Origin of the sequence: Kineosporia babensis, from assembly GCF_021129305.1 — a bacterium.
GTDB lineage: Bacteria > Actinomycetota > Actinomycetes > Actinomycetales > Kineosporiaceae > Kineosporia > Kineosporia babensis.
Genome location: NZ_JAJOMB010000050.1, coordinates 1 through 12500 on the forward strand (window position 1 = coordinate 1; position 12500 = coordinate 12500).

11 protein-coding genes and 1 pseudogene are annotated in these 12500 nt (G+C 63.3%); 5 read left to right on the forward strand and 7 right to left on the reverse strand.

Features of this window, described 5'->3' with window-relative positions; translation table 11 throughout:
• From LR394_RS40625 to LR394_RS40635, 3 genes and pseudogenes are all read right to left on the reverse strand, one after another.
• Positions 1-489, reverse strand: a pseudogene (locus LR394_RS40625) (IS1634 family transposase); the annotation flags it as partial.
• Between the two features lie 269 nt (positions 490-758).
• Entirely contained in the window at positions 759-1151 is a 393-nt protein-coding gene (locus LR394_RS40630) for a helix-turn-helix domain-containing protein (RefSeq protein ID WP_231450067.1), read from the reverse strand.
• Between the two features lie 88 nt (positions 1152-1239).
• Complete coding sequence (locus LR394_RS40635; RefSeq protein WP_231450068.1) at positions 1240-1446, reverse strand: hypothetical protein; 207 nt, start codon at positions 1444-1446, stop codon at positions 1240-1242.
• A gap of 1128 nt (positions 1447-2574) precedes the next feature.
• On the opposite strand from LR394_RS40635, the gene LR394_RS40640 reads away from it, so the two are divergent.
• Both LR394_RS40640 and LR394_RS40645 read left to right on the forward strand, forming a co-directional pair.
• Complete coding sequence (locus LR394_RS40640) at positions 2575-3423, forward strand: helix-turn-helix domain-containing protein (RefSeq protein WP_231450069.1); 849 nt, start codon at positions 2575-2577, stop codon at positions 3421-3423.
• Positions 3420-3638 carry a DUF397 domain-containing protein gene (locus LR394_RS40645; RefSeq protein WP_231450070.1) on the forward strand — a complete coding sequence of 73 codons (219 nt, stop codon included), beginning with the start codon at positions 3420-3422 and terminating at the stop codon, positions 3636-3638. The genes LR394_RS40640 and LR394_RS40645 overlap by 4 nt, the downstream gene beginning before the upstream one ends.
• A gap of 297 nt (positions 3639-3935) precedes the next feature.
• Here LR394_RS40645 and LR394_RS40650 read toward each other — a convergent pair whose 3' ends face one another.
• The 3 genes from LR394_RS40650 to LR394_RS40660 all read right to left on the reverse strand — a co-directional run bounded on the left by LR394_RS40650 (position 3936) and on the right by LR394_RS40660 (position 7737).
• Complete coding sequence (locus tag LR394_RS40650) at positions 3936-4793, reverse strand: hypothetical protein (protein ID WP_231450071.1); 858 nt, start codon at positions 4791-4793, stop codon at positions 3936-3938.
• Between the two features lie 251 nt (positions 4794-5044).
• On the reverse strand, positions 5045-5695 hold the full coding sequence (locus tag LR394_RS40655) for a response regulator transcription factor (protein ID WP_231450072.1): 651 nt from the start codon (positions 5693-5695) through the stop codon (positions 5045-5047).
• On the reverse strand, positions 5692-7737 hold the full coding sequence (locus LR394_RS40660) for a sensor histidine kinase (protein WP_231450073.1): 2046 nt from the start codon (positions 7735-7737) through the stop codon (positions 5692-5694). Before LR394_RS40660 ends, LR394_RS40655 begins: the two co-directional genes overlap by 4 nt.
• Positions 7738-7972: 235 nt before the next feature.
• Between LR394_RS40660 and LR394_RS40665 the strand changes: the two genes are divergently transcribed.
• The 3 genes from LR394_RS40665 (at position 7973) to LR394_RS40675 (ending at position 10851) form a co-directional block, all read left to right on the forward strand.
• A complete protein-coding gene (locus LR394_RS40665) occupies positions 7973-8587 on the forward strand; it encodes a hypothetical protein (RefSeq protein ID WP_231450074.1) in 615 nt (204 codons plus the stop codon).
• A 799-nt stretch (positions 8588-9386) separates the two neighbouring features.
• Entirely contained in the window at positions 9387-9884 is a 498-nt protein-coding gene (locus LR394_RS40670; RefSeq protein WP_231450075.1) for a hypothetical protein, read from the forward strand.
• Positions 9850-10851: a hypothetical protein gene (locus tag LR394_RS40675; RefSeq protein ID WP_231450076.1), complete on the forward strand. Its 1002-nt coding sequence runs from the start codon at positions 9850-9852 to the stop codon at positions 10849-10851. The genes LR394_RS40670 and LR394_RS40675 overlap by 35 nt, the downstream gene beginning before the upstream one ends.
• Before the next feature lie 745 nt (positions 10852-11596).
• Here LR394_RS40675 and LR394_RS40680 read toward each other — a convergent pair.
• Positions 11597-12500: IS3 family transposase (locus tag LR394_RS40680; protein ID WP_231450077.1), on the reverse strand; the 904-nt coding region annotated here is incomplete at its 5' end.

The window sequence follows — 12500 nt, forward strand, 5'->3', positions numbered from 1 at the left end:
GCTGGCCGGGTCCTGCCCGAGGTCGGTCAGGACCCGGGGGACGTCCAGGATCGAGGTCGGCTCCACGATCCGGGCGATCACCAGCGAGGCGAACACCTCGTCCGTGACCGGGGCGAACCCCAGATCCTCGAACACACGAGCCAGGGCCTGGAAGAGCACGTCCGATCCGGTCGAGACCACCCTGGCAGGCGCCACGACCTGCCGATCAGAGCGCCCGGCCGCCTCCTGCAGGTCGAACAACGGGGCCTCACCGCTGCGGACGGGCCCGATCAGGTCGGCCTTGCGCGCTGCGGGAGCGATCCCCAGATCAAGTTCGCCCTGGCCAGGATCATCCAGCAACTCCTGTGCCTGGCGCATCAGCAGCCCCAGTTCGGCCTCGGTATGCGCCGACCCGACATGCGCCACGATCCGGCGGCGACCGTTCACAGAGTCAGCAATCTGCACAGCCGTCGCTCCAGAAGCCGTGCGGACCCGCCGAATCCACGCCACGCACCCCACCGTAAAGCACGATTAGTGCCTCAGATCCGCCCTTCGCGGAACCATCACTGCAGGTCAGCGAACCGCGGCCCGAGAAACCGAACGGGTGTGACCAAACTCAGGTGCGAGCAGGGGCCGGTGCCCTCGCTCGCCGCGCACCGCCCGGTCCTGCTCGTAGGCGGTGTTCGCGAGTCGGCAGGGCCCGCATCTGCAGCCGGATCCGACAGAGCGGCCACGGGTACCGTGCGGTGACATGACTCGGTTCACTCCTCAGCAGGGGGTCAGGTGCGCGGCTGTCGTTGCTGGGCCCTGGCCTGCTCCCACAACTGCCGGAAGTGCTCGGCGTCCCCGCTCAGGAGTTCCACGATCGCGGCGAGGGTTGGCCATGATCCGATCACGAGACCGTTCATGCGGCGCACGACCTGTGTGCTGTTCAGGCCCACTTCGTCAGCGACGTCGAGATTGCTGCGTCCAGCCTTGCGTCGTAGCGCCTCGAGCGCTTGGGCGAGTTCCATCGCCTGCGGGCTTGCGACAGCCCGCAGAACCGTTCCGTGCAGCCGGTGAGTGACCTCAATCCTGCCGTCAGCGATGGCGGCCACCACAGGCCGCAAGGCCTCGATATCACCGGTGTCTGCAAGCGCCCGGAACGCAGCTGTGATGTGGATCTGGCGCACAGGGATTCAACCTCCTTTTCGGCATGGACGAGGCGGGGCCCGTGCTATCGGCCCTGCAAGCTCTGCGCGTGCTCAGTAGCGTCGGCGCCTAAACGTCGTCGAGATCGAACTCCCCGGCCTTGACCGCGTCGAGGAACTCGACCCACCGGGCTCGCGTGAAGTCGAACGGCAGGACCTGAGGTGACAGCGGATGCGCGATTTCGACGCCGACGCCGCGGCTGTCTCGCCGCACCCTCACGCGCCCGTATCCGCTGGCACCTGCGGCTTCTTGCCACTGGCCGTCTGCTCTCAGCATCATCGCTGTCCTCTCCGTCGACGGGGACGGGCCCCGCAGCTTCCCCACTGCGGCGGCCCGTCACCCGATGGCGCTGCTGCCCCGGCAGTGCCCCCATACGTCCCGCTGGGCGTCCGGCATCGTTGACGTGCCGGGGGCGGGTGGGCTTGGTGCAGGGACGGGCCCTGGTGCTGACCCGCTGGGCCCGCCCCTGCTCGGCGCCGCCAGGAGGGCTGGCGGTGCCCTTCGTGCCCGCGCCAGCCTGTGCGGTGGCCTCGCGGGCTGGAGCCGCAGTCCCAGCTGATCCGTGCAGATGACGCAGCCGTGACAGGACAGCGGGTCTAAGGGCGCAGTTCTAGCCGCATGATCGATCGCCCCGTACCACCAGGCAGGAACCGGACTGCCTTCACCCCATCGATCTCGGCAGCGACTGCCAGTGCGACGTCCTGGCGGCCGAGCGCTGCCTCGAGAATCACGTTGAGGCGCGTACTGTCGAACAAGGAGTGCGCGACCAAGAGGGGACGGACATCAGCGGCACGTAGGCGTGCCTCGACGTCCTCGCGCAGCCGGTTGGCCCGCTCGCTGGTCACTGCAGCCGGCGGGTGGAGACCGCTGATGGGTCACCTTCGCGACGCTCGGCCAGGCCACCGGTGCCGGCCCATGAGCCGATCCATGTGCGGAGCACATCGTTCACGGGGCACTCCTGGCCCCGACGCGAACAGCGGGTGCAGCAGTTGTCGCCATCGACCGGATGAGCATCGATGAGGCGCGGCACCAAGGCGATCACGTGCCTGGTACGGCGCAGTTCGGCACGCTGGTCGAGGCCCGAGTCGAGGCGATCCCCTGGTCCAGGAATCTTCTCAGCAAGCCACGAGTCAAGCTCAGCCACCTCGGACAACAGTTCCCGCCGCTGCGCAGGCGTGCCTGCATGCCGGCTGCCTCGCCTGCGCAGCCATACTCCGAAAGTCGCTCTAGAGCGTGGATTTGCGATTGCCTTCAGCGGTGTAAGCATCCCGCTACTCCCCTCTCAAGCCGTAGTGTTCACTTGGACACAGCGTGGCGGCTGAAGCAGCGCGACGTAAACCTAGCGTTTGGCTAACTAAGTCGAGAGACTGGCTAGGCCACGGAACGGTCACGAGGGGACATGGAGTGAAGCGGACACAAGGGAAGGCGCCCAGCACGGCCAAGCAGGTCTCGATCCGACACCGGCAGCTCGGGGACCGGCTCAGAACGGCACGCACTGCGGCCGGCCTCAGACAGGATGATGCCGCGCAGATGCTTGAGCTGCATCCTGTGACGCTCTCAAAGATCGAAAATGGCCATACGTCGGTAAAACCGATGCTGGTCCGCGAAATGGCCCGCATCTATGGACTCCCCACAGAAGTGGCGGACGAACTTGCGGCGCGAGCGGCCGGCCCTGGCGCACCCGGATGGACGGTCTCCTACCGCGACGTCATCCCCGAGCAAGTCAGTGCGTTAGCCGACATCGAGGCGCGAGCCACCGCAATGGTCCAGTATGAAACAGAATTCATGCCGTTCCTGCTGCAAACCCCAGCCTACGCCGAACATGTCATCGGCCTAGCAACTCAGGTATCCCCCGAGCGCCGACAGGCCCACCTCAACTTCCGCCTCGAGCGTCAGACACGCCTCCTCACGCGAAATCCCAGACCCAAAATGCACTTCATCATTCACGAAGCGATTTTCCGCGCGCACGTGGGATCAGACACGCTCATGAGTGACCAGTTCGCTCACGTGGTGAACCTCTCGCGGCAGCGATCCATAGATGTCCGCGTGTGGCGATTCAAAGATGGCCTACATCAGTGGATGTCAGGCGCATTCACATTGCTGCAGTCCGACGGCGAATGGCCGCACGTGGCCTACACCGAGAACCAAGTAGAAGGGAGGTTCGACGAGGACGTCCACCACGTCGAGGAATACGCACGCCTGTTCGGCATCATTCGTCGTAAAGCAACACCAATCAGGGAGTTTCAGCTATGACGGCAGCATCGCCGGACCCTGCAGTTTGGCTCAAGGCCCAGCGCTCGCAGAACAGCAACGGCTGCATTGAACAGTGCCGGCCTGACACCCAGGTCAGTGTCCGTGACACCAAGCAACACGGGCAGGGCCCAACGCTGCGCATGAGCCGCAGCGCGTACGCGACCTGGATCGCAAGCGCCAAGGATGGCGAGCTCGACCATCTCGCTGGGCTGTAGCACCACCACGCACTAGGCGGGTCCGGCCGCATCCCGCTCGGCCGGACCCGCATCGCAGGCGCAGCATGGCCCCCAACTGCATCCGTCTCGATCAGGACCCCGCCCTGCTGGATGAGCTTCTCAATGCCGGTGCGGAGACCGTTCGCACGATCCCGAAGCGGTTGGGGTCGCCAGGAGAGGCCGTAAAGGCCGCGTTCGCTGAAATATTTCAACGGCGCAACGATATCAAGGATGTCCGTGGTGCTGGGATGATGGTGGAATCATTCCGACACACCCTGCGGGATAGCGGACTGGACTTTAGCCATGGCCAGTTTGTCGCCTGCGCTCTTCCTGGCAGTCGTCAGTGCGAGAGTGATCTGTGCTCGCTCCCTCGTTTTCCTTGATTTTGGCGCCCTTCAGATCGATCACAAGCGCGGCTAATTGGAAGCGATGCGCGAAGGCGGCGATAGCGTATAGGGCCGTAAGTAGATGAAAGATGGCCATCAGCAAGGCCACGGCAATCCCGGGTAGTAGGAATCCCGTGTCCCTGGCGGCCGAGTAGATCAAGACTCCCATGACTGCGACCAGAAACGTCAGCACGATTAGGTTGAGCGCCGAAATCGTCGCCACCAACTTTCGTGGTAGTCGTCCCGGGTAGAGCAGGACTAAGACCGTCGCGATGTAGACCGTGCTGCCGAATGCCAGGCAAGTCGCCCACACGTGCGTTGGGAAAATTCTGGCCAAGTCGCCATACATGAATCCGAACGCAACGGGAGGCAACACGATGACCGCCATCAGGCGGGCAAGTCGGGCCGAATGATGAAGTCCCGAGGCAGCCAGGGCGAACTGGATGCCGAAGAAGATATTGACGAAAGCTAGCGCGAACATGAGGTCAGCCACGACGATCTCGGAGTACGCGCGCTCGGTATTCTCCTCCTCGCCGCCCACCATATTCCAGGCTTGCTGGGCGAAAGCGAAAGCCGTAAAGCTGACGAAGAAGAGAGAAGCTGCTCCGTCTCGCACGTTACCCGATGGAACCTCAGGGCCGCCGTCCCGAGCTCTCATCTCCCCGCTGAAGGTCAGGATCAGGACCAGGGCTGTGAAAGCCACGGCGGCCATTGCTGCCGAGAACTGAGAGAACAGGACGCCGATGACTCCCACCTGAATATTTTCCATGGTCTCCCTGCGCCCCCTCTTGGATGGTCGATGTAGTAGCGACGGGAATCGTGGCCACCTTGTTCAACCGGGTGCAGGAAGCGTTCTCAGACTTCACTGAATTCCACCGAGCGATGGCGAACGGGAGTCGATGGTTCCTATGGTGCAGAGGCTGCCACAGCTGATTCCTGAAGCGACGCTGAGACCGGTCCGTACTTACCGTGAAGACGGAGGGTAGCCTGACATGGAATCGAGTCGAGGATGAAGCAGATTCAGCGTTCGCCCACCCCCACATTCCTAGCCATGGCTACGGCCTCCGCGCGGGAGCCAGCCTGCATCTTGGTCAGGATGCTGCTGACTTTGTTGCTGATCGTCTTGTCCGTTCGGCCAAGTTTGATCGCGATCTGTGGGTTCGTGTCGCCGCGGGCCAACAGGTTCAGTACCTCCCATTCGCTGCGGGATAGTTGCGGGAACGGGTCCAGTTGGGGCCGGGAGGTGCTGAAGAACGCTCGGACTCGCCGAGCGATGCCGGGGCCGAAGATAGCTTCTCCGCGGGCGACGCCGTGGATGGTGCGGTGCAACTCGTCTCCGTTGGCCTCCTTGAGCAGATAGCCGCTGGCTCCGGCGCGAAGCGCGGCGAAGACGCTTTCGTCATCGTTGTCCATGGTGATGACGAGCACAGCAATGTCTGGGTGGCTGGTGGTGATCTGGGCTGTCGCGGCGAGCCCGTTCAGCACGGGCATCCGCAGGTCCATCAGGATCACATCCGGTCGGTGGGAGTCAGCTGCCTTCACCGTTTCCAATCCGTCGGCGGTCTGGGCCACAACCTCGATGTCGTCCCAGCCATCCAGGATCGCAGCCACGCCTGCTCGGAAGAGGGGATGATCATCGGCAATTACGACGCGCACCACACCGTCGTTCATCGGGAACCGACCGGAAGGAATGCTGACACGGTGGTGCCGCCCTCATGTCTCTGGCGAAATTCAAGGCGGCCGCCTACCTCACTGGCTCGTTCGCTCATGCTACGCAGACCGATGCCAGTTCGAGGGACATCAGGGATACCCACTCCGTCGTCCTCGATATCGACTCGAAGAGTGTTGTCAGTCAGACGGGCCCGTACATGCAAGTGTGTTCCGTGGCTGTGGCGTACCGCGTTCATGACCGCCTCCGAGGCTATGGCGTAGGCAGCCGTCTGAACGGCTGCGGGAACTTCGTGGGTAAGGTTGATATCGGTGGTGCAGCTGGGTGTCTCGTAGTCTCGGGTGATTTCTTCGAGTGCGGCCTGCAAGCCGATCTGATCCAGTACAGGGGGCCGCAGTCCGTAGGCCACGCTGCGGATGTCTGCTGTGGTCCGTCGTATGCGTTCGCTGATCAGGCCGGCCTGCCGAGCTAGGACCTGATGCCCGGCCTTGTCGATGCGATGAGCAAGCGCGTCCACGAGGTGGGCCGTGCCAGCCAGGGCGGGTCCCAAACCGTCATGCAGGTCGGCCTGCAGACGACGGCGTTCTTCTTCCCTGGCCAGGACCATACGTGATCGGCTCTGTGCGACGTCCTCCACCAGGAGTGCGGCATAGGCCAGTGTCGCCGCACGACTCGCCACTTCCTGAGCGATAAGACGTTCACCGTGCTGAAGGTGCTCGTGGCGGCTTCGGCGGCCGAGGTGTAGTTCGCCGATGGTCTGTCCCAGTGCTCGGGCCGGGACGATGTGTGGATCGGTAGAGGAACGGTTGCCTGCGGTCACCGCGACCCTCGCGTACTGCGCGGTCCCGTGAAAGGTGACGTATGGAAGCGACAATGCTTGACGTAAACGCTCGACCGTCGTCCTCAATTCTGTTTCGGGTTCGGTGGTGGTCTCCGCTGTGTGGCCACCTACCAGGTTCAGGACGGCGAAGGGATCGTTGCGGTGCCCGTAGAGGAGCCGGTCGACGAGCTTCTGCACGGTGTTTCGGACGGCTGCAGCCAGGAGTGCTGCTACCGCGATGAGGATGGTGCCAGTGTGTGAAGAGTCCGTATACGAACTCGCAAGCAGAACCAGCAGGCCATAGGCAGTGAGGACGAGTCCGGTGAGAACGATATAGACGACGCCGCGATTAAGGATCAACTCGATGTCGAACAGACGGTGCCTGAACATGGCGATGGCAACACCGACAGCCGGACCGGCTATCTCGCCGGTGAAGAGCAGTTCTTCCAGTGCGAAGGGCACGGTGCCGTACGTGAGCAGCAGGACAACCTGCAAAAGGGCGAGCGCAGCCACGGTCAGACCGGCGAATTGGAGCCACTGGAGTTGGGACCGTTCCCGCCCTTCGGCACGGCGTGTGCTGCGCACGAGTGCGACGGCTCCGACCACTGGTCCCAGGAGCAGACAGGTTGCTGAGTTCGCCATGAGGACCCGGATCGGCCAGGTCGGTTCCATCAGAAGGAAGGGATTGGTCACCGAGTTATCCACGTCCAGGAACGGGTAGCCGATCATCGCAGCGGCGAGCGCGAGGGTGGCGAACATCGTGAACAGGACGACAGCGGCTCTCCTGCACCGAGACACGACCTCACCGTTGGGAAAAAGCAACGGCAGGAGCGGGACGACGAAGAAGAACGAGCAGTATGACCAACAGCCGATCCAGGCTGCCCAGTCGGCTCCTGGACGGAAGCCGGGAACATAGTGTGCGTACGCCGCATAGTGTGAAAGCAGATGGTAGGGACCCAAGGTAGCCGGCAGCATCATGAGCCAGCCGATCCGGTGGCGTGGCTTGCGACGCAGGATCATCAGGCCCACGACAGGCCAGAGCAGCCCTAGCGTGAAGTCCGACAGGAACAGCGGCTCTAGCGTGTTGCCCGCCGGGATTTGAGCCCGCAGCACCAATGCCACGCAGAAGCAGGCCAGTACCCCCATGACACACACGTGTGCCAGGAGCCTCAGTACTCGATCGATCCGGCCTGGAACCGGCGCGGCCGCGACTTCTGGGCTCATACTGGCAATCGTGAGGCAGGCATCGAACCGTCGTGAGGGTTACTTGCGAGAATCCCGGAAAACCGGGAATCTCTCCCCTGGAGATCGGGAGGTCGCGCGCAGGAAGGTGGGTGACGTCGGATCCGGCGATAGCCGTTGAAATCGGGGGAAGCCGTTGCCTGTTAGTACTTCACAAATATATGGGCAGCGACTTCACAGCCCAGCGTCACCGTCTGCTCGCTGGCCTCTGACAGGTGTGGCCGCGGGCCTGCTGGGGACGCTCGCGACACTGGGCACCGACCAGCGCACCATTCATGAGCCTCCAACACTCAGCCAGGTTGGTCAGTTAAGCCAAACCACGGCATGGATCGGTGTCGTCGCCGGCTATGCCTGCGTTGCTTCCCTTCTGGTCTTCGCCGCGCAGTGGCAGCATAACCTGCAGCCTCGCCTCAACTGTGTGGCGTCGAATCTGGTTCGGCTGGGGTTCGTCTCGGCGGCAGGTGCGCTGACCCTGGGCTACGGCTGGAAGGGAGCCCTCGCCATCTACCTTCCAGAAGGCCTGGACAGCGGCCTGTTTGATGAGAACGGCCTCTTCATCTACTACGTCCTGAACGACTTCGGGTCCTACATCGGGTGGCTCGGCGTGATCGTCTCGGCAGCAGGGGTGGCGTACCTTGCGCTGCGACTGCGGCTCCTCTCCCGCTGGCTAGGACTGGCTAGCCTTGTCGCGGTCCTGCTCGTCACGGGATGGGTCGTCGGCACCGGTTTACCGGGCTTCGGAGGCATTGTCGGGCCCGCATGGCTCGTAATCCTGGGCATCGCATTGACCTTTGGGAGGACTCCAGGGCGGGCAGATCTCTCCCCCAACTAATCCCTACCTCGGTGAAACCGGATCGCCATGTCAGCGTAGAGGGCTACTGCAGTGACCAGGTCAATCGCTGGAGTGTGCACTCAACGCCTTGACCGGTGCCAGAACGCTTTCGCTACTGATATTTCCGGCTCCGCATACCGCCCTCGGTGGGCGCGGAGTCCCGTCTGTGGATCGGATCGTGGACAACTCTCTGACGAACCTGAAAGCCCGGCTTCGCCGGCATTGGCTGATGATCCTTATCTGTAGTTGCGCGTTCACCGTCATCGTGGGCGGATGGGCCATCCTGTTTCCTGGAGGAGAAACCCCGTCCGAGGCGACCGGCAGACGCGTCCCTGGCCTTGCCCCGAGCAGTCCGACCAGGTTGCCCTCCAGCACCGCACCGTCCACCGCGCCGCAGCAACAGGGCTCGGTTCACGACTCGGTACCGAAAGCCCTTCACCCACCGGTGACGACGGAAACCAACGACTCGCAGGACTTGCCGGAGAGCAGTCCCTCAAGCGTGGTATCCCCGATCTCGCCACCCGTGGTGCTCGATCCGGGGACGCCTCCGACGTCGACTTCGGGCCCGACCGCCACAGGAGATCCGAGACCACCATCGTTGCCGCCAAGGCCGTCCACGCCGACCCTTTCACCCTGGGGTTCACCCACCAGTCATCCGCCGGTGACGACCACCAGTACCACGAGGCCGCCAGTTGGCCCATCGATAACGCGCAGTACCGACGAGCACGACCCGGTTGTGGTAGTAGCCGGGCCGGACCAGAGCGTAACGTACCGGCAGGACCCGAGGATCTTCACAGGTGTGAATGGCGAGACCGATCTTGTGCACTGCCTCATTCTGACCAACCGAGCGGAAATCTCCTTCCGCATTGCCTCAGTTGCCATTACGTCTCTGGAAGGGGACGGCGGTTTCTTGGAAGCCGAAGGCACTCCTGACGACTGCGTGGAATCGGAGGCATCAGAGGCTCCGCTGTGCAGATCCGGCGACATCGCCCCGGGAACGTTCTGCCATTTCCCGGTGCAGGCACCGCCGCTTGATGCCAAGAACCACAGGTCCGAGATCGTGGTGATGGCGGAAGGGCTTTGCACCGACCGAGCACCCAGGCCGTGCACCGAGGTGCCAGCAGATCGAAACCCAACCCAGGAAAATCCCGTTCGAGTGCAGTGGGATGTTCTGAGCACGCCCCTGCTGGCCTGCTGGGCGGCGGGCCGACCTACCAATGGGAACTCGTACTGGGACTTCGAACTGACGAACATGTGTGCTGATGAAACCTCCGACCCGCAAGCGGCGTCGTCCTGACGCCGCGGCGGTTAAGCCACGGGCCACCGCCGCCCCAGCCCGCACCGGTTCACCGGCAGCCACCCACGGTTCGGCCAGTCCTTCAGCCCAAACCGAACTGACTGCCCCCGCCGGTAAGGATCCCCAGACGGAACTAATCAAACTCGGTGTCCAGGTCATCGCCCCGACGACAGTCATCAGCGCTCTGCTCTACTACTTCGGGTACGTCGCGACCCGCGCGCGGTTCGCCTACTTCGGGATTGACCTCGACCTGCTCGGGCTGTCTCAGCAGGCCCTGCTGATGCAGAGTGTGGGCGTCATGTTCCCGCCCCTTGTCCTCGCCCTGGCCATCGTCGGCCTAGGGATCTGGTTGCACGTCACGCTGGAACGAGCGCTTCGAACCGGACGTCGGCGACGGGTGCTGCGCGGGGTCGCCTACGGTTTCGTCGCGCTCGGATGCATCCTGCTGACCAGGGGCACAGTTGGGATGGTAATCCCAACGATCGCCGAAACAGAGGCCCCAGCAACCACTCCTGGTTGCCTCGCCCTGGGTTCGCTACTCCTGGCTTCCGGACGGCGCTTACACTTGCGCACGTCGACCAGAACCGCCGCCGACCACCACCCCCGGCACGAGACCACCGCGTGGGTTTGCGTCTGGCTCATCGTCGCACTCAGCAGTTTCTGGGCGATCAACTCCTTCGCGTGGGTGTACGGGCGAGGCCAAGCCACCGTGGACGTACGCCGCCTGAACGAAAAGCCTCAGATCATCTTGGACACCAAGGAGTCCCTTCGCCTCCCGGCCACCGTCGTCCGTGAGGACAGGCTGGACGGACCCGAGGGACAGGACTTCAACTACCGGTCGTCTGGCTGGCGACTCTACACAGCCACCGGCGACCAGATGTTCTTGATCCCGGACAGTTGGCAGCGTGAAGGCACCGTGCTGCTGATCCCGATTGGCAACAATGTGCGGGTGCAGATGTACCCGTAGTGGCAACTACGGGTACATCTGCCCACGAACTTTAGCCTAGTCCGGCCCCGTCTGAGGAACATGACCAGACGGTTCACTGCTGGAAATCGAGCACCGCTCGCGCCCGTATCACTACCGACGCCGACACTGCGTGCTGTTGATCATGGCTGTCAGCACACAATCACCGCCGCCGAGCGTTTCCACCGATCTACTTACTGTGCTCGAACTCATCGACCTCGAGGGTCGAACATTTCCGACAACGTTGCCTCCGTTGACAACGGACAAATCCGCCAAGGACGTTGCCGCCAAGGAGTTTCCGGCAGTGTGAAGACTTGGAGAGTCATCTCCAAGTCTTCACATCTACAGACCGTGGGTCTCCCATCATGGCGCGTCCGGCTGATTAAGGCCGTTGCTCAGGGGCAAGGGAGCCGTCACCCGCGAGGACCGCGGTCCGCATAGTCAGGCCGCGGAGCCAGAGCACGCGCAAGGCCAACTTGTCCACCAATTCGACCGATTCACCTTGAAGAATGCGGGTGCGGACGCTCAGGCATCCCCGCCACGTGTCCAGCTCGGGCTGGGACCAAAAACCTCTTTCGACGGCGCCGAAGATCAGGTCCTGCAAATCCATCTCCCGCAGGGCTTCATGACCCAAGACAACGAGATATCTCCATTTCAGGGCGTCGAGCGTGTACTCGAACTCGCTGAGGAACCACGTCAGTACGCGGTCGGGCCTTCACCCCGGAACTTGGACACGCGGGTGAGTGTTTCAGGCTGCCAGGACGAACGTAGCAGCGTTGAGGATGTTCTCGTACTGGTTGGGTGAGACTTTCTGGCAGTAGGAGTGCCTTCGGCGGGTGTTGTACCGGGTGCAGAACCGGAAACTGTCCCGGCGGCAGGTGGCCGCATCGATCCAGAACGGCTCGCCCTGGAGGGTTTCTCGTTTGAAGGTGGCGTTCCAGGGCTCCACCGCGGCGTTGTCGGCGCTGGAGCCGATCCTGCCCATGGACTGTCGCAGCCCGAGTTTCCTGCAGTGTTCCACAAAGGCGTTCGACGTATATTGAGCTCCGTGATCCGAGTGAAAGATCGCTCCTTGGAGCGATCCTCGCGTGGTCACGGCGTCGTTGAGTGCGGCGATGACGAGGTCGGTACGCATGTGATCGGCGATGGCCCAGCCGACCAGGCGGCGTGAGGCCAAATCGATGACGGTCGCCAGATACAGGTTGCTGCCGTCGGCCAGCGGCAGGTACGTGATGTCACCGGCATAGACACAGCCCGGTGCGGGCGCCCAGAACTGGTGTTTGACCAGGTCAGGGAACTTCTGCCCGGACTCATCGCTGATCGTGGTGCGGACCTTGCGCCGTAACCGCAGCCCGGTGATGTTGTGCTCGCGCATGACGCGGGCCACCCGTTTGTGGTTGATCCGCTCACCGGCCGGCACACCCTCGTTCAGCTCAGCCGTGATCCGGGGCGCACCCAGCGTCCGGTCGGCCCGGTTCAGGACCCGGATCTTCTCGGCCAGGCACTGGTCGGCGGCGGCCCTGCGGGCCCGGCCGGGCGCGGCCTTGCGCCAGGCATAATAGGAGGAACGCTGCAGGTCCAGGACCTGGCACATCCGCTTCACCTCGAAGGTGTCCCGGTGATCATCAACGAACTGGAAGCGGCTCACCAGT

What these genes read in the sequence shown, in the direction of transcription:
- LR394_RS40635 (WP_231450068.1), bottom strand. Translation starts at nt 1,446, where the DNA reads ATGCTGAGAGCAGACGGCCAGTGGCAAGAAGCCGCAGGTGCCAGCGGA.
- LR394_RS40645 (WP_231450070.1), top strand. Translation starts at nt 3,420, where the DNA reads ATGACGGCAGCATCGCCGGACCCTGCAGTTTGGCTCAAGGCCCAGCGC.
- LR394_RS40650 (WP_231450071.1), bottom strand. Translation starts at nt 4,793, where the DNA reads ATGGAAAATATTCAGGTGGGAGTCATCGGCGTCCTGTTCTCTCAGTTC.
- LR394_RS40655 (WP_231450072.1), bottom strand. Translation starts at nt 5,695, where the DNA reads ATGAACGACGGTGTGGTGCGCGTCGTAATTGCCGATGATCATCCCCTC.
- LR394_RS40660 (WP_231450073.1), bottom strand. Translation starts at nt 7,737, where the DNA reads ATGAGCCCAGAAGTCGCGGCCGCGCCGGTTCCAGGCCGGATCGATCGA.
- LR394_RS40675 (WP_231450076.1), top strand. Translation starts at nt 9,850, where the DNA reads ATGAAACCTCCGACCCGCAAGCGGCGTCGTCCTGACGCCGCGGCGGTT.